Source organism: Hymenobacter ruber, from assembly GCF_054783255.1.
This window is the reverse complement of the sequence record NZ_BAAGQX010000002.1, coordinates 315,161-332,339: the sequence shown is the minus strand read 5'-3', so window position 1 is coordinate 332,339 and position 17,179 is coordinate 315,161. Positions and strand designations below refer to the sequence as shown.

The window sequence follows — 17,179 nt, the reverse complement described above, 5'->3', positions numbered from 1 at the left end:
GGCGGCCCAATCAGGCCATTTGCAGGGCCGCGAGGGCCAGCAGCGCGGGCACGGTTTGCACCAGCAGAATTTGTTTCCCGGCTGTGAATGCGCCGTAGATGCCGGCCACGGCCACGCAGCCCAGAAAAAACGCGCCCACGTTGCGGTGCCAGGCCGGGTCCGTTATCAGCAGCGCCCAAACGAGGCCGGCGGCCAGGAAGCCGTTGTAGAGGCCCTGGTTGGCGGCCAGCACTTTGGTGGGCGCAAATAGCTCGGGGCGCAGCGAACGGAAGGTTTTGGGGCCCCGGGTGGTCCAGGCAAACATTTCCAGCCACAGAATGTAGGCGTGAATGAGGGCCACCAGGCCGATGAGCAGTTGGCTGAGCAGGTGCATAGCAACGCGGAAAAAAGTGACGCCCCGGCCCGCTGCATCAGCCGGCCGGGGCGCACAAGGTAAGGCCCGCGTTGCGCTAATGCTGCACCGTCACCTGCTGGGTGGTGGTTTTGCCCTGGGCCGCTACCCGCAGCACGTACAGGCCATCGGGCAGGGCCGAGGTGTCGAAATGAATATCGGCAGCGGCGGGCTGAATGGTGCGGCTGGCCACCGGGGTGCCTTGGTGGTCGTACAGCGTGGCCTGGCCGGCCTCGGCCTGGCCGTTGAGCCGCAGCGTGAGCTGGTTTTGGGCGGGGTTGGGGAAGAGGTTCAGGGCCGGGGTGCGAAAGCTGTCGTCGTGGCCTCCGCTACGGCCGGGCTGGCGGCTGCCGTAGCGGGCCAGGTAGCCTTGCGTGGCCGCGTTGCTGCGGGCCAGCGCCCCGAAGTGGCAGCTGCCCGTGAAGGAGCCGGTGGTGTACACATTGTTCTCGTCATCGATGGCAATGCCGCTGCCGCCGCTGGTGCCGGGGCCGCCCACCAGCTCCTGCCATTGCACGCGGCCGTTGGCATTGAGGCGGGTCAGGTAAGCCTGCGGCCCGGCGCTGCCCGTCACGAATACCTTCCGCGACTGCTGGTCGACCACCACCCCTTTTACCGAGGTATTCACGGCCGTGGCCCAGTCTACGTCGCCGGTCGCATCGTAGCGGGCCACGTAGCCAGTAGGAGCGGTGCTGGTGAGGGTGAGGCCGTTGCCGAAGTCGGCCATGCCCACGAAATCCCCGCCGATGCAGGCATCGCCCCGTTTATCAATGGCCAGGGCCCCGCCCCAGGTATTGCTGGGCACGTTCCGGCCCCACTGCACCTGCCCGGTGCCCGAGTCGAACAGCGCCAGGTAGTCGGATTCTACGGGGTTGGTTACCGTCACGCCATCCAGCCGCCAGCCGCCGCCGCTGTGGCCGCTGAGGTAGCAATGCCCGGCATCATCCACGGCCACGCCCAGCGCAAAGCTGGAGCCCGACGACCCCCGAATGCTCGTCAGCGCCCGGGCCCAGCGCACCTGGCCGTTGCGGTCGTAGCTCGCCAAAATGCCGTCGCGCCGATGCGACCCGAGGTAGAGGGCGTCGGCCACCACGTAGCCGCCCGTCACATCGCCGCTGATGTAGCTGTTGCCGGCCCGGTCCACGGCCACGCCCATGCCGTGGCTGGCCCCGTAGGCCCCGCCCTGGCTGCCGTGGGCCTGTTTCACCCAGCGCACGCGGCCGTTGGCCCCGCACTTCACCAGCATCACGGTGTAGCCAAAATTCTCGGCAATGGCCCCCACCGTCTGGCCCCCGGTGTAGGTGATGGTGCCGTGCAGCCGGCCGCTGACGTAGGTATTGCCGTCGTCATCCACGGCAATGCCGGTGGTGTTGCTGCCTTCTTCGGCCCCTTCCAGCTTGGTCACGCGCAGCACCTGGCCCTGGGGGCTCAGCTTGGCAATGTAGAGGCAGCGGCCGGGCAGGCTGCTGCTGATGGTGGTGCCGCCCAGCTGCGTGGCGCCGCCCACGAAGCTGCCCGTGACGTAGGTGGTGCCGTCGGCAGCGGCGGCTACGGCGGCCACGCCGGCGGGGGCGGGCAAGGCATACGTCCAGGCGGTGGGCTGAGCCCAGGCCCCCAGGCTCACAAATAGAAAAACGGAGAGAAGGAAGTGTTTCATAGGGTAGCGGGGTTGTGGGAATTGTGGAAAAATGAGAGGGAATGATTGGTAGACCGCCCCGCCTTGCTCTTAGGGTTTCCTTCAGCAGCACAGCCAACGGCCCGGCGGCACCACCAGGGCCGGGCGACACGATTCTACCTTAAACATAGAAAGGAATTTTATAGAATCATATAAATAATATATTTGATTTTTGATGTAGCTACAGCGGTTGCCGGATGCATTGCCGCCGGTTGCCTACATTTGGAAGCAGGTGGGGTCCTTTTCACATTTCCCCCATCTGCCCAATTACTTATGCGTAATGCTACTGTTTTTCGGGCCCGTTGGGCCCGCCTGGGAATGCTGGTGGCCGCCGGCCTGCTGGCCGCGCCCGCTGCCCGCGCCCAAACCGACCCCACCTGGGCCAGTGTCCAGCGCAGCACTTCGCCCAATGGCAGCTTTGGCGGCGCGCTTGGCCTGGCCGTGGCGGCCGATGGCAGCTGTTATGCCACTGGCAGCTATAGCGGCACCCTCACGCTGGGCACCACCGTGCTCACGGCCGGCTCCGGGGCGGCGCACTTTTTTCTGGCCAAGTACAGCGCCACCGGCACCGTGCTCTGGGCGCGCTCGGTGGAGGGCAGCGTAGCCACTTCCCTCAACTGCCGCGTGGCAGTAGATGGGGCGGGCAATGCCTTTATCGCGGGTCCTTTCATTAGCAGCGTCACGGTGGGCGGCACCACCCTCACCAGCGCGGCCAACGATTCCTTCCTGGCCAAGTTCGATGCCCAGGGTCAGCCGCAGTGGGTGCGTCAGGGCGGGGCCGGCACCTCCGCCGGCAGCCTGGCCACCGATGCCAGCGGCAACGTGGTCGTGGTCGGCTACGCCTTCACGGCCGTCGCGTTTGGCGGGCCGGCCCTGGCGGGCACGGGCGTGTTCTACTACAAGTTCTCCCCGGCCGGCGGCATCCTGCAAAGCCGCTTCATCGGTACCGGCCCCTGGCTCGATAACACCCGGGAGCTGACCCTGGATGCGGCCGGCAATGCCTACCTCGTGGGAGCGTTCAGCGGCACCGCGCAGTTCGGGGCCGCCACGGTGACCAGCCTGCTGGGCTCCCAAGACGTTTACCTGTGCAAGCTCGATGCCACCGGCACGCCCGTCTGGGCCGCGTCGCTGGGCGGGGCCGCCGAAGACGCCGCCGGCGGCGTGGCCGTGGATGCCAGCGGCTCGGCCGTGGTGTGTGCCAGCAGCGAATATGCGGAGCCCGGCGGCGGAATTGGCCCCCCCTTCGGCAGCACCCTGTACCTGGCCCGCTTCACGCCCCAGGGCGCACCGCTGTGGGAGCGGCGCATCAACCCCAGCGGCGCGGCCAACGGCCCGGGCACCAATTCCGGCCCCAGCCTGGCCTTCGGCGTGGCCTACGACGGGCGCGGCGGCTGCTACCTCGCCGGCCGCCTGCGCGGCACGGCCACCTTCGGGCCCACCACCCTCTACGCCCTCAACCCGGAGCTGTTTGTGGTGCGCTACGACGGCCAGGGCAATGCCGTGTGGGCCAGCCAGGGCGTGGGGACTCCTGCCACCCCCGGCACCGATGGTTCCAGTGCCAACGGCATCGGAACCGATGCGGCCGGCAATGCCTACCTCACGGGCTCGGCGGGGGGCACCGTCGCGTTCGGGGCCCTGGTCACGACGTCCAGCACGGGCTCGTCCGATGTGCTGCTGGCCAAGCTCACGGCCGGCAGCGTGCTTACCGCTGCCCGCCCGGTGGCGGCGGGGCTGGTGCTGGCGGCTTATCCCAACCCGGCCAGCGGCACCGTCACGCTGCGGCTGCCGGTGGGCGGCGGCCAGCTGGCCGTGCTCGATGCGCTGGGCCGCCCCGTGCGCCAGCAGGCGCTGCCCGCCACGGCCGGCGACTGTCCGGTGCCGCTAACCGGGCTGGCCCCCGGCCTCTACCAGCTGCGCGCCACCTTGGGCAACGGCCAGCCCGCCACGGCCCCGCTGCTGGTGCGCTAGGCGCGGGTTCGTTTCAACAAAAAAGGCCCGGACGCAGCATCTGTGATAGCAGTCAGCAGTTGCGGGCATTACTTCTTTTCCACTATATCCAACAGCATGAAAAATTCTACTGCTTTTCGGGGATGGGTCGGCTTATTCGCGGCCATTGTTCTAAGCACACAGGGGGCGCAGGCCCAAACGGCCCCCACCTGGGACACCGTGCAGCGCACTTCCTCGCCCAACGCCACCAGCTACGGCGCGGGCCGCAGCATTGCGCTGGCCGCCGATGGCAGCCGCTACATCACCGGCGAATTTGTGGGCCCGCTTACGTTGGGCACGTTCACGCTCACGCCGGGGGCCGGCTCCGCGCACCAGTTCCTGGCCAAGTACAGCGCGGCCGGAGCGGTGCTGTGGGCCACCCAGCTCGATGGCGGCGGCAGTGCCTACAACATCCATGTGGCCACCGATGCGGCCGGCAATGCTTACCTGGCGGGTACGTTTGCTTCCGCCGTCACCTTCAGCGGCACCACCCTCACCCCGACGGGGACTAACTCCGATTCGTACCTGGCGAAATTCGACCCCCAAGGCACCATGCAGTGGGTGCGCCAGGGCGGCAACGGCACCCTGGCCACCAGCATCGCCACCGATGCCAGCGGCAACGTGGCCGTGGCCGGCTATTCGGACACCGCCGCTGCCTTTGGCGGGGCGCCCCTGGCGGGCTCCGGCATGTGCTACTACAAGTTCTCGCCGGCCGGCACCATGCTGCAGGCCCGGCGGGTAGCCACGGCCCAATTGGGTTTCCCCATCGAAACAGCCCTGGCGCTGGACGGGGCCGGCAACGCCTACGTCGCGGGCGCAATTTCCAACACGGCCACCTTCGGGACGCTGACCCTGGGCCCTACCAACGGGTTTTACTTTGCCTTTCTCTGCAAGCTCGATGCCACCGGCACCCCCGCCTGGGTGCGGCGGGTTGGCGGCCTCTACGGTGCGATGGCCAATGCCGTGGCCGTAGATGCCGCCGGCAATCCCGTGGTGGGCAGCAGCAGCGGGTACGTGGACACCCCCGGCGGCCCCCAGGGCAGCACGCTATTCGTCGACCAGCTCAGCGCCCAGGGCGTGCCGGTATGGTCGCAGTCCATTGGGCCGCTCTTCACGGGCACCGGCATGTATGCGACAGGCATCAGCTTCATCGGCGGCGTGGCGTTTGACGGGCGCGGCGGCTGCTTCGTCACGGGCCAGTGCACGGGCACTGCCATGGTGGGCACCACCCGGCTCTCGGCTACTGCGGGGCCGCAGGCCTTCGTGGTGCGCTACGATGGCCAGGGCAACCCGGTGTGGGCCACCCAAACCGTGGGCAGCGGCACCAACACCGCCACCGCCGCTGGCATCGCGGCCGATGCCAGCGGCCGGATGCACGTCGTGGGTTCGGCAGTGGGCACCGTCGCGTTCGGGGCGCTGTCCACCACGGCCGCCGCGGGCCGGGCCGATGCCTTTGTGGCCACGCTCTCTCCCGGTGATGTGCTCACGGCGGCCCGCCCGGCGGCGGCGGGGCTGGTGCTGGCGGCTTATCCCAACCCGGCCAGCGGCACCGTCACGCTGCGGCTGCCGGTGGGCGGCGGCCAGCTGGCCGTGCTCGATGCCGTGGGCCGCCCCGTGCGCCAGCAGGCGCTGCCCGCCACGGCCGGCGACTGCCCGGTGTCACTAACCGGGCTGGCTCCCGGGCTCTACCAGCTGCGGGCTACGCTGGGCAACGGCCAGCCCGCCACCGCCCCGCTGCTGGTGCGCTAGGCGCGGGTTCGGAGTCGCCGAACGATGCCGAGACGCTGCTCAATCCCCCACAAAAAAAGGCCCGGATATAGCATCCGGGCCTTTTTTGTTGAACAAGGGCGGCTTATTTCAGCAGCCCGATTTCGATGCGTAGGGTGTCGTCGCTGCCGTTTTGGATGCGGAAGACCTGGCCGGCGGGGCCGAGGTCGGGGGCCAGCACATCCATTTCGCTTTGGTCGGTGGTCAGGGTCACGGTTTGGGTGGGGCCGGCGCTGCCGGCCACCATGCGGCCCACCACGGCGTCCTGGTTGGGCTTGGGCACGGCCAGGCGCAGGTGCAGGCGGGAGGTGGGCAGCAGGGGCGTGTCGAAGGTGATGTAGTCCCGTGCGCCGGGGGCCAGCGTCACTTCGTGGTGCTCCAGCACCGGGGCGGCGGGGCCGCTCAGCCGAAACAGCTTAAGGGTGGCCGCATCGGCGGCGAAGAGCACCTTGGCCGCCGCGCTCACCTCCTGGCCGAAGCCGTAGGCCAGGTTTTGGGTGGTCACGTAGTGGTCGCGGCCTTCGGTATTGGTGCCTTTTTTCACCTCCTGGGTGGTGTTCGTGTCGGCCAGCTCTGTAACGAGGGAGCCCAGCGTGGCCAGTTGGGCGGCGGTGTAGCCTTTGGCGGCCAGGGTCACTTTGTCGCGGGTAGCCGAGGTGAAGGCGGTTTGCAGCAGCGTGCGCATTTTATCGTGCTGCTTGCGGGCGGCTTCGTAGGTGCTGCGGCCGTAGGTGGCCAGCCGGCCGGCGTTGTGCGGATAGGCGCGGCCCACGTAGTAAAACAGGGTTTGGGCGGCGGCCTGGGCGCGGCCCATCACGTCCTCCACTTCGGCGGTGTCCTCCATCAGCTCGCCGGTGCGCACGGTGCGGTCGGGGGCAGCATCGGCCGCGTCGATGGCGGCCAGCCAATCGGTACCAAAAGCCGCGTCAAACTCAGGGTTGAAGGCCAGGAAAGCCGCCTGATTGGTGGTGTAGTGTTCGTGCATGGTGCGCATGTCCTGGCGCATCATGGCATCGGGTTGGGAGTAGTGCCGAAGCACTGCGGTAGCTCTTTGCATGGTATAAAATGAAAGGGGAAAAGTGAGCGACCAAGGTAGGCATTCCGATGACGGTTTCCGCCGTTCCGACAACGGTTTCCGCCGGCGGAAATCATTGTCGGAATGCCGGAAATCATCATCGGAACGGCGGAAACTCCCATCGGAAGGCCGGAAACCGGTATCGGAGCCCCGGAAAGCATCATCAGCGGCTCGGAAACCGGCATCGGGACCCCGGAAACCCTCATCGGTGGCCCGGAAGGGGGCATCGGGCAAAAAGAAGGCCCGCCGGGTGGGGCGGGCCTTTGCGTGGTTTTCAACAGTATCTATCGAGAAACTTAACTGCTTGCTACGGTAGAAGACATAATAGGTGAATTCTATCTTCCGTTTTGCATCAATTGCTTAATACTAGATTCAATTAGGCTTAAGCTGTTATAGTCTGGGAATAACTTCGTTGTTTCTGGCTCAGATGAAGAAGGAATTACTTTTGCCCCCCTATCAATTAAATCTGCGATTGTGGTAATGGAAAGCTTTAATCTTTCTATTGTCTCAGGTTCCTTATGGTCGAAATGCTTGTTAGCAATTGCCTCAGCTTCATTGGTGAGGATATTACCTATTTGGGTTCTCTGAGCTTCTACTAGAACGTCCAAAGCTTCATTCTTGAGCTCTAGTGTTTTTGCATGTTGCTCGAATATTTTCGCTTCTGCTTGTTTCTTCCTTATAACAGCAGCAGCCCAGCAAATACCGGCAATTATGTTGACTGCTGATGCAGTTCCTAAAGAAACTACTAGCCAGATGGAACCGCTTTCAGCTGTAAGTATATCCACATTGCCCTCCCGCGACTCAAGGAGTGGCATTTCTATTCCTTTCTTTAAGTCCGTCGCAACTTTAGCTAAATCCTCAAATGATGTTACTTCTGGGAGTTTAATGTATATAATTTCTTCTCTATTATTGAAATTATTTTCGTCAACTATGCTTGATAACACATCGAGTTTAATTTTTATCTTATCAATCAGGGTCGAAACCTTACTGTTGTCAGAAGACTCAGCTTGCAATGTGTCTTCATTCGACTTGAACAGCCATGAATTTTTTAATGCTTCAATTTCTTTACTTATGTAAGGGATGCTCGATATGTTTAGTAAGCTTTTCCTTAATTGGTGAAGGTTTCTTACTTGGTATAAGTAGGCTCCCGTATTATTAGATAAATAATCCGATTGGTATACTAGGCCAGAAAGATTGTTCTTTAAGATGTCTTTTATTTCGAGCAAATTCATTTCTGAGGTCTAATGTTGGATGAGGTTGTAATAGAAAAATTGAGTTAAAAGTAAACGAGTTTACTCCCCCAGCTTCGCCAGAATCTCCAGCGCGGCGGTGGCGATGACCGTGCCGGGGCCGTACACACCGGCCACGCCGGCATCGTAGAGGAACTGGTAGTCCTGGGCGGGGATGACGCCGCCGGCGATGACCAGGATGTCTTCGCGGCCGAGCTGCCGCAGCTCCGCCAGCAGCTGGGGGAGCAGGGTTTTGTGGCCGGCGGCGAGGCTGCTCACGCCCACGACGTGCACGTCGTTGTCGGCGGCCTGGCGGGCTACTTCGGCGGGGGTTTGGAAGAGGGGGGCAATGTCGACGTCGAAGCCGACATCGGCGAAGCTGGTGGCGATGATTTTGGCGCCGCGGTCGTGGCCGTCCTGGCCCATTTTGGCCACCAGCATGCGGGGGCGGCGGCCTTCGCGGCGGGCAAAGTCCTCGGCCGCCGCGCGGGCTTGCTCGAAGGCGGCGTTGTGGCTCATCTCCTGCGAATAGACGCCGGCCACGGTGCGCGTGGTGGCCTGGTGGCGGCCAAACTGCGCTTCGAGGGCATCGGAGATTTCGCCGAGGGTGGCGCGGGCGCGGGCGGCGGTCACGGCCAGGGCGAGGAGGTTGTGGGCGTCCTTTTCGGCATCGGCGGCCAGGTCGGCGAGGCGCACGCCGGCGGCTTCGGTGAGGGCGGCGAGGGCCACTTTCACGGCCACGTTGTCGCGGGTGGCGCGGATGGTTTTGAGGCGGGCAATCTGGCTTTCGCGCACGGCGTCGTTGTCGATGTCGAGCACTTCGACCTCCGTTTTCTCGGTGGTCTGGTACTTGTTCACGCCCACGATGATTTCCTTGCCCGAGTCGATGCGGGCCTGCTTGCGGGCGGCGGCTTCCTCGATGCGCAGCTTGGGCAGGCCGGTTTCGATGGCCTTGGCCATGCCGCCCAGCCCTTCCACTTCCTGGATGAGGGCCCAGGCGCGGTCGGCCAGCTCGTGGGTGAGGGTTTCGACGTAGTAGCTGCCGCCCCAGGGGTCTACCACTTTGGTCACGTCGGTTTCGTGCTGGAGGTAGAGCTGGGTGTTGCGGGCGATGCGGGCCGAGAAATCGGTGGGCAGGGCAATGGCCTCGTCGAGGGCGTTGGTGTGCAGGCTCTGGGTGCCGCCGAGCACGGCCGCGAGGGCCTCGATGGCGGTGCGGGCCACGTTGTTGTAGGGGTCCTGCTCGGTGAGGGAGTAGCCCGAGGTCTGGCAGTGGGTGCGCAGGGCCAGGCTTTTGGGGTTGGTGGGGTTGAACTGGTTGATGAGCTTGGCCCAGAGTAGGCGGCCGGCGCGCAGCTTGGCAATCTCCATGAAGTGGTTCATGCCGATGGCCCAGAAGAAGCTCAGGCGCGGGGCAAATTCGTCAATCTTCATGCCCGCCGCGAGGCCGGCGCGCACGTATTCCAGGCCGTCGGCCAGGGTGTAGGCCAGCTCCAAATCGGCGGTCGCGCCGGCTTCCTGCATGTGGTAGCCCGAGATGGAAATGGAGTTGAACTTGGGCATCCTGGCCGCCGTGTAGCTGAAGATGTCGGCGATGATGCGCATGCTCGGCGCGGGCGGGTAGATGTAGGTGTTGCGCACCATGAACTCCTTCAGAATGTCGTTCTGAATGGTGCCTTGCAGCTTTTCGGGCGGCACGCCCTGCTCCTCGGCCGCCACAATGTAGAAGGCCAGCACGGGCAGCACGGCCCCGTTCATGGTCATCGACACCGACATTTCGCCGAGCGGAATCTGGTCGAAGAGGATTTTCATGTCCTCCACCGAGTCGATGGCCACACCGGCTTTGCCCACGTCGCCCTGCACGCGGGGGTGGTCGGAGTCATAGCCCCGGTGGGTGGCCAGGTCGAAGGCCACGCTCAGCCCTTTCTGCCCGCCGGCCAGGTTGCGGCGATAAAAGGCGTTCGATTCCTCGGCCGTGCTGAAGCCGGCGTACTGCCGGATGGTCCACGGGTTTTGGGTGTACATGCTGGCGTAGGGGCCGCGCAGGTAAGGCGCCTGCCCCGCGCCAAAGCCCAGGTGGTCGAGGTGGGCCACATCCTCGGGGCCGTACACGGGCTTGATGGCAATGCCCTCGGGCGTGAGCGTGGCCGCCGTTTCGGGCGCAGCGGGGGCGGCGGGGGCCGGGGCAGCGTTGTAGGGAATCGAAGAGAAGTCGGGCTTCATGGGTGGGGAATTCTGAGATGTAGAAACGTCATGCAGAGCGCAGCGAAGCATGACGTTCGGTTGATATTACCGGCCTTTGATTACTGGCGCCCTTGCAAACGGGCCAGTACTTCTTCGGTGGTATAGCCCTGCACCTTCATTTCCTGGAAGCCGAACACGCGCACGGCCTCGTGCATGGTGGCCAGGTCGGAGCTGAGCAAAGCCGGCGGGACGAAGTGCTGCTTCTCGGTCGGAATCTGGTAGATGAAGCGGGCGAATTTCTGGAATTGGTCCAGGGTGGCGTACATCAGCGTCGCTTCCTCGGCCGAGGAGTAGAGCAGCGACAGCGTGCCGGCCGGGTGGCTGGCCGCCAGCTCGGGCCGCTCGTGCTCCTGCAGCGTCTGGAGGAAGTTTTCCAGGATAATCTGGTTGGTGTTGGCCCCCAGCAGGACCACGGCGGCGCGCTTGCTCTTGCGGTCGCGGCGCTCGAAGTGCATGGCCGTGGCCAGGCGCAGCACCTCGGTGGGGTAGGCGGCGCGCGTTACGTCGAAATCGGCGGAGCGCAGCAGCTTCTTGGGGTGGAAATGGAACTGCTCGTTCTTGTTCTGGAAGCGGTTGGTGCCCACAATCACCTGCTGGCCGCTGGCAATGCGCCGGAAGGTTTCCGTGGCCACGGCCTTGATGTCTTCGATGAGTTGGCCGCGCACGGCCGGCAGCCCGCCCTGTGCTTCGGTGCGCTGAAACAGCGTCCAGGCCTCCTGGGCCAGCTGGTCGGTGAGGGTTTCGAGGTAGTAGGAGCCGGCGGCGGGGTCCTGCACGCGGCCCAGGCCGGCCTCTTCGCGCAGCAGCACCGAGAGGTTGCGCGCCAGCCGGGCCGAAAACTCATTGGCCTCGGCAAACAGGCAGTCGAACGGGGCCACGGCCAGCGAATCGGCCCCGCCCAGCACGGCGCTCATGGCCTCGGTGGTGTGGCGCAGCAGGTTGGTGTGGGCGTCGAGGGTGGTTTGCGTCCAGGTGGCCGTCATGGCGTGGATGCGCAGGTTCGCGTTCAGCTCGGCCGGCAGGCCGAAGCCGTGCAGCAGCGTGGCCCACAGCCGACGCAGGGCGCGCAGCTTGGCAATTTCAAGAAAATACCCGGGCATCACGGCGATGTGCAGGTGCATGGCGGCGGCTACTTCAGCGGCCGTGGTGTCGGCGTCGGGCAACTCGGCCAGCAGGGCCGCGGCAGTGTTCAGGCTGAAGGCAATCTGCTGGGTGGCGGTAGCGCCCCGGTTGCCGAAAAAGGCCCCATTCACGGCCAGCGCACGGAAATCGGGCATGCCCGTGGTCAGGCGCACGCAGCGGCGCAGGGCGGCGCGGTAGTCGGCCAGCTCGGCACCCTCGGGCACGGGGCCGGGGGCAAAGCGCAGGAAGCCGCGCAGGGCGGTGCCGGGCGCGGCCTCCACCAGCTGGCTCAGGAGTTCATCGGGCGCGGCCAGCACGGTGTAGCCCACGAAGGTGCGGGCCAGGGGCAGCTGCTCGGCCAGGTAGTGCACGGCCAGCGCCGGCACGTCATGAATAATGAAGTGGATGCCGTCGGCCCCGTTGGCCAGGGCATTGGCCGCCTGGTCAATCTGGGCGCGGCCGTCGGTGCCGGTCGGCACAGTCAGGGCCGGTACGTTGAGCCAGGGCGCGAGGGGGTGGGGCAGGGGTGCGGGCGGTCCGCCCAGCGCCGCGAGGGCTTCGCGGTGGTAAAAGGGCTCCAGGCTGAAGCCGTCGGGCAGGGGCCAGCGCAGCGTGGCCGGGTCCTGGCCTTTGAGCTCGCGGGTGAGGCGGGCCTGCCATTCGGCGGTGGTGACAGCCGGGAATTCGGCGAAGGAAACGGGCGCGGCCGTGAGGGTATCGGACATAAGAGGAAAGCGGTTTTGGGGTCGGTAGAAGGGGTGGGTTCTGCCACTACGCGCCTTAGCCAAAACAGGCCGAAAGATACCGCATGTCCCCCAAAGCCATCGGGCTCCGTCCTGCCCGCCCGCCAACCTGGGCCGGCGCAGTAGCTTTGTCGCGCTCTTTTTAATTCCTTTTTACTTGCCAACCCGCTCCTTATGCCTTCAAAGCTATTCTACCTCCTGCTGAGTATTTGTTGGCTGGGCTGCACCACGGTGGTGCAGGCCCAGTCTGATTTTCGGACAGGCTACATTCTGCCCCTCAAGGGCGATACTGTGCGCGGCCTGGCCGACTACCGCGGCGGAGTGCGCAGTGCCGAGCTCTGCCGCTTCCGGCCAACGGCAGGCGCCGAGGTGGTGTCCTACACCGCTGCTCAGCTGCGGGGCTATGGGTTTGCGAGCGGGCGGCACTACCGCACGCAGCTGCTGGCGGCCATCGACAGCGTGCAATACCAGGCCACCCCGCCGCCTCGACTGGTGTTTATGGAGGTGCTGGCTTCGGGGCCGCTCAACCTGTACCAGATGCGCAGCCACACGGGCGTCGACCGGTTTTTTGTTGCTTCGGCAACGCCGGATGCTTCCCGCCCAATTACCGAACTCATTCCGCGCCGCAACCCCGGCTCCGATTACCTAACCCGCGCCTATCTCCGCGCCGGCCTGTACCGGGGCGTGCTCACGGGGCTCATGGCCGACTGTCCGGCCGTGCAGATAGCAGTAGCCAGTGTGCCTTTCACTGCCAGCGCCCTCACGGGCATTGTGCAGCGCTACAATGCCTGCCGGACCCCGGCGGGCGCACCTGCTCCCATGCGCTCAATGGCCCGCTCCGGCGAGCGGGTGCGGCTGGGGGTGGTGGCCGGAATGGAAACAAGCCGTTTATCGGTGACCGGGGCCAGCTTCCTGGAGAAGGGGAATTTTGTGAGTACCCGGCCCGTCGTCGGGCTCGGCTTGACTGTCCCATTCGCCTCAATTAGCGAGAAGCTGAGCTTGCGGGCAGAAATGTTGGTTGAGAACCAACGCTACAGCGATGCATTCATCGGGGGAATCAACTATGGCCCCAGCACCTACGAGCAGGTCCGGCTCAACCTGACGTATCTGCGGGTGCCGCTGCTGCTACGCTACACCTACCCTACGGGCAAGGTGCGGCCCTTTGCGCAGGCCGGCGTGAGCTATGCCCAACGCCTGCGCTTCGATACGGCAGTGCAGCTGGGCCGCGCCAACAGCGCCGGCACCGTCGAATACGACACCGCTAAACCCTTGGAGGACGCGGCCGGCAGCCTGATGAGCTACGAAATAGGGCTGGCGGGCAGTCTGGGGGCACTTCTGCCAGCCATCGCCGGCAGGACCCTGGCCCTGGAGCTGCGGGCTGAAAGCAGCTCTGGCCTGATAAATGCGTCGGGCATCAAAAGCTCGCAGCAGCGTTATTTTGCACTGCTGAGCTACGGTTTGACCAAATAATCGGGGCGTTTCATGCCCGTTTTCATGCCGCGGCCTGTTGCCGTTTTGGCTTAGCCTCATTACTTGCCGCTTCCTGTTTTGCCACAGTGAAGGCCCGCAGGCTCGCCGCTCAGGTCTCCGTTTAATAAATTCTGGTTTCACGATAGTTCCCGCCCGCACACCTGCGCCAGGCCGAATCAGGCCATTGCATGGGTGTAATGGTTGGTAACGGGCGTAGCTTTGACCCTGGTTTTCATTCCGGATATTTTTTCTACCCCCTTTTAACCTCGGGTTTATGTTCAAGCAGTACATCACACTGTTCTCTTTTTTATTGTTGTCAGTGGTAGCAGCGCATCCAGCGCAGGCCCAGAGAAACTTTCGCCCCGGCTACATCGTGCGGCCCGCCGGCGATAGCCTGCGAGGTGAAGTTGATGTTCGGGGCCAGCAGCGAATGGGCCTGCTCTGTGTATTTCGGGCCAATGCCGGCGCAGCGACTACCCAATACACTCCTACCGAACTGAAGGCCTACGGGCTGCAAGGCGGGGCCCGCTACGAAGCCTGCCAACTGCCGGGCGGCCTCACTACGGCTCCCGGCGGGGCGGCTCTGTCGTCCTCGCCCACCACGTTGTTTATGCAGCAACTGGTGCAGGGCAAAGCCAAGCTCTATTCCTATGTTGACGAAGGAGGAAATAGCCGCTACTTCTTCCGAACCACCGACGGGCCGGTAGCCGAGGTGGTCCAAATCATCCAAAACGTGACCGTGAACGATGTATTGGTGCAGCAAAAGAGCTACCCGTTTCGCCAAGTGCTGAGCAAGGCTTTCATCGATTGCCCGGTGGTGCAACCCATGCTGATTAAAGCCGAGTTAAAGGAATCGCAGCTCGTCGCCATCTTCAACCGCTACAATTCCTGTGCTCCCGGCCAAGCCTCGACGGTGGCCACGGCCCGGAAAACCAAAGTCCACTTCGGTCTGGTAGCGGGCGTGCAAAGCGCTACTACCACGCTCGATGATGAGGGCAAAGTGGATTTGAAATCGGGTACACGGCCAGTTTTCGGGGCAGGACTGCTTCTTAATCCGGCTAGCTTCAACGAGCGGCTGGCCCTGCGCATCGAACTGCTCTACCAGAAACAGCTTTACGAAGGCCAGTACCAGCGCAACAATGGCGTGGTAACCAACCTTAGCAGCAGCCGCAATGCGCAAATCGCGCTGCAAACGGTACGCGTCCCCCTGATGCTCCGCTACACCCTGCCCAACGGCATGGTGCGCCCCTATGTGCAGGTAGGCGCTGAAGTTTCAACGCTGCTCGATTCGCATCAAGCCCTCATTGTAGAAACGAACCAGAAGCTGGGCGGCGTAGGCACCACCACCACTTCCCGCGAAATAGAAACGCGGAATTTTGGCTTCGGGGCTACGGGTGCCTTGGGGGTGCTCATACCGGCCGGACCGGGTTCGCTTCAGCTGGAAGCCCGTTACAACCAGCTCGATAGTAGTTCGCGGGCCGCTAACCAGTTGACCGGTGCCCAGACAATTTATTTCCTGCTCGGTTACAATCTGGGCCGCTAGTTCACCAACCCAGCGGGTACTTACCTGAGGGGTAAAAGCCTGCATTCATCTGAGTAAAGTATTTTTGCAATCCGTGGGCAACACCCTGCAGACACGGGCGGCTACTCGATTTCCACATACCTGACCGCCGGCTTACACGTCCATCATCCATGAGCTTTCTCCATCCTGATTTGTCAACGCAACCTGCTCTGCGCCGGGCCACCACCTGGCTGGCGGCCGCCCTGCTGACCACCAGCGCCTGCCAGCGGGCCGCCTACGCACCCACGGCGCACTTCGCCCCCACCACGAGCCAGGTCGTGGGCAAAACCCAGGCCGAGGACCCTGCCGTGGCTGCCCTCATTGCGCCCTACCACGACAAAGTGACGGCCCAGATGACCGAGGTGCTGGGCACCGCCCCGGCCCCTCTCACCAAAGCGCCCGGCGAAAACCCACTATCCAACTTCGTGGCCGACTTGCAGCGCGAGCGCGCCAGCGCCGAACTCAAGCAGCCCATGGACCTAGGCGTGATGACCAACGGCGGCCTACGCGCCGGCTTCGCGGCTGGCCCCGTCACGCTAGGCTCGGTGTTTGAATTGATGCCGTTTGAAAACGAGCTGGTGGTGCTCGACGCCCCCGGCCCGGTGGTGCAGCAGTTGTTCGACTACGCCGCCCACATCAAAATGGCGGTATCCGGCGCTACTTATAGCGTCACCTTCGACGGCATGCCCAAGGACATTCGCATCGGCGGCAAGCCTTTCGATGTGAACGAAAACCGCACTTATACCATTGCCATTTCCGACTATCTGGCCACTGGCGGCGACAACCTCTCATTCTTTAAAGCCCTCACGCCACGCCACACCAACGTGCTGCTCCGCACCGCCATTGCCGACCACATCCGCGTCCTCACCAAAGCCGGCCAGCCCATCACGGCCCGTGTCGAAGGCCGGGTTAAAGCCAACTAACTGCCAGCTGCTAACTGTCGAACCATCATGCAACGCCGCGAATTCCTCCGCAACTCCCTCCTCGGCACCGCCGGCCTCACCGTGCTGGGCGGCCTGGCCAATTCGGCCGAAGCTGCCGCTACTGCCAAGGCGCCGTTTAAGCTCACCATCCTGCACACCAACGACATGCACTCGCGCATCGAGCCTTTTCCCGACAATGGCGGGCAGTGGGCCGGGCTGGGCGGCATGGCCCGCCGCGCCGCGCTTATCAAGGACATCCGGGCCAAGGAGCCCAATGTGCTGCTGCTCGACTCCGGCGACATCTTCCAGGGCACGCCCTACTTCAACTTCTTCGGCGGCGAGCTGGAATACAAGCTCATGAGCCAGATGGGCTACGACGCCAGCACCCTCGGCAACCACGACTTCGACAACGGCCTTGATGGCCTCCAGCGCCAGCTGCCCCACGCTACCTTCCCCTTCCTTATTGCCAACTACGATTTCTCGAAAACCCCGCTGGCGGGCCGCTTCGCGCCCTACAAGGTGTTCGACAAGCAGGGCATCCGCGTGGGCGTATTCGGCATTGGCATCGAGCTGAGCGGCTTGGTCGCCGACAAAAACTTCGGCCAAACCGTTTACCTCGACCCCGTGGCCAAAGCCAAGGAAATGGTGGCCCAGCTGCGCGGTCCCGAGAAATGCGACCTGGTTATCTGCCTTTCGCACCTCGGCTACAAGTACACCGAGGCCAAACTCGACGACCGCAAGCTGGCCGCGCAGGTTTCCGGCATCGACCTCATACTGGGCGGGCACACCCACACGTTCATGGATGCCCCCGAGCCCATCGCCAGTCCCGACGGCCACTCCACACTCATTAATCAGGTGGGCTGGTCGGGCATCAATTTGGGCCGGTTGGATTATGAATTTTCAACAAAAAATAAGCGTGCTGGGTTAGCAAGCGCCGCTGTGCTGCCAGTTCAGGCGGCCTGCTAAAAGCACGACATAAACAAGCCCATTTCG

The 17,179-nt window shown here is 63.9% G+C and carries 13 protein-coding genes; 7 read left to right on the top strand and 6 right to left on the bottom strand.

Annotated features, from left to right (window positions below):
• Positions 1-10: 10 nt before the first annotated feature.
• On the bottom strand, positions 11-373 hold the full coding sequence (locus ACYVM5_RS02035) for a DUF1304 domain-containing protein (protein WP_460616514.1): 363 nt from the start codon (positions 371-373) through the stop codon (positions 11-13).
• A 76-nt stretch (positions 374-449) separates the two neighbouring features.
• Positions 450-2,048: a T9SS type A sorting domain-containing protein gene (locus ACYVM5_RS02030; RefSeq protein WP_460616513.1), complete on the bottom strand. Its 1,599-nt coding sequence runs from the start codon at positions 2,046-2,048 to the stop codon at positions 450-452.
• Between the two features lie 291 nt (positions 2,049-2,339).
• On the opposite strand from ACYVM5_RS02030, the gene ACYVM5_RS02025 reads away from it, so the two are divergent.
• Together ACYVM5_RS02025 and ACYVM5_RS02020 are read left to right on the top strand one after the other, a co-directional pair.
• A complete protein-coding gene (locus tag ACYVM5_RS02025) occupies positions 2,340-4,034 on the top strand; it encodes a hypothetical protein (protein ID WP_460616512.1) in 1,695 nt (564 codons plus the stop codon).
• A 96-nt stretch (positions 4,035-4,130) separates the two neighbouring features.
• The gene (locus tag ACYVM5_RS02020) at positions 4,131-5,801 is read left to right on the top strand and encodes a hypothetical protein (protein WP_460616511.1); all 1,671 of its coding nucleotides are present in this window, start codon (positions 4,131-4,133) and stop codon (positions 5,799-5,801) included.
• A 103-nt stretch (positions 5,802-5,904) separates the two neighbouring features.
• Here ACYVM5_RS02020 and ACYVM5_RS02015 read toward each other — a convergent pair whose 3' ends face one another.
• On the bottom strand, positions 5,905-6,876 hold the full coding sequence (locus tag ACYVM5_RS02015) for a hypothetical protein (RefSeq protein ID WP_460616510.1): 972 nt from the start codon (positions 6,874-6,876) through the stop codon (positions 5,905-5,907).
• A 102-nt stretch (positions 6,877-6,978) separates the two neighbouring features.
• Here ACYVM5_RS02015 and ACYVM5_RS02010 point away from each other — a divergent pair, with 102 nt between their 5' ends.
• Positions 6,979-7,194 (top strand): hypothetical protein, encoded by a 216-nt coding sequence (locus ACYVM5_RS02010; RefSeq protein WP_460616509.1) that lies wholly within the window; start codon positions 6,979-6,981, stop codon positions 7,192-7,194.
• A 35-nt stretch (positions 7,195-7,229) separates the two neighbouring features.
• Here ACYVM5_RS02010 and ACYVM5_RS02005 read toward each other — a convergent pair whose 3' ends face one another.
• From ACYVM5_RS02005 to ACYVM5_RS01995, 3 genes are all read right to left on the bottom strand, one after another.
• The gene (locus ACYVM5_RS02005) at positions 7,230-8,126 is read right to left on the bottom strand and encodes a hypothetical protein (RefSeq protein WP_460616508.1); all 897 of its coding nucleotides are present in this window, start codon (positions 8,124-8,126) and stop codon (positions 7,230-7,232) included.
• A gap of 60 nt (positions 8,127-8,186) precedes the next feature.
• Entirely contained in the window at positions 8,187-10,346 is a 2,160-nt protein-coding gene (gene scpA, locus ACYVM5_RS02000; protein WP_460616507.1) for a methylmalonyl-CoA mutase, read from the bottom strand.
• A gap of 80 nt (positions 10,347-10,426) precedes the next feature.
• Positions 10,427-12,214: a methylmalonyl-CoA mutase family protein gene (locus ACYVM5_RS01995; protein WP_460616506.1), complete on the bottom strand. Its 1,788-nt coding sequence runs from the start codon at positions 12,212-12,214 to the stop codon at positions 10,427-10,429.
• Between the two features lie 192 nt (positions 12,215-12,406).
• On the opposite strand from ACYVM5_RS01995, the gene ACYVM5_RS01990 reads away from it, so the two are divergent.
• From ACYVM5_RS01990 to ACYVM5_RS01975, 4 genes are all read left to right on the top strand, one after another.
• Entirely contained in the window at positions 12,407-13,702 is a 1,296-nt protein-coding gene (locus tag ACYVM5_RS01990; protein WP_460616505.1) for a porin family protein, read from the top strand.
• A gap of 274 nt (positions 13,703-13,976) precedes the next feature.
• Positions 13,977-15,245 (top strand): outer membrane beta-barrel protein, encoded by a 1,269-nt coding sequence (locus ACYVM5_RS01985; RefSeq protein WP_460616504.1) that lies wholly within the window; start codon positions 13,977-13,979, stop codon positions 15,243-15,245.
• A gap of 149 nt (positions 15,246-15,394) precedes the next feature.
• Positions 15,395-16,186 (top strand): bifunctional UDP-sugar hydrolase/5'-nucleotidase, encoded by a 792-nt coding sequence (locus ACYVM5_RS01980; RefSeq protein WP_460616503.1) that lies wholly within the window; start codon positions 15,395-15,397, stop codon positions 16,184-16,186.
• A gap of 27 nt (positions 16,187-16,213) precedes the next feature.
• The gene (locus tag ACYVM5_RS01975) at positions 16,214-17,152 is read left to right on the top strand and encodes a bifunctional metallophosphatase/5'-nucleotidase (RefSeq protein WP_460616502.1); all 939 of its coding nucleotides are present in this window, start codon (positions 16,214-16,216) and stop codon (positions 17,150-17,152) included.
• The last annotated feature ends 27 nt before the right edge of the window (positions 17,153-17,179 follow it).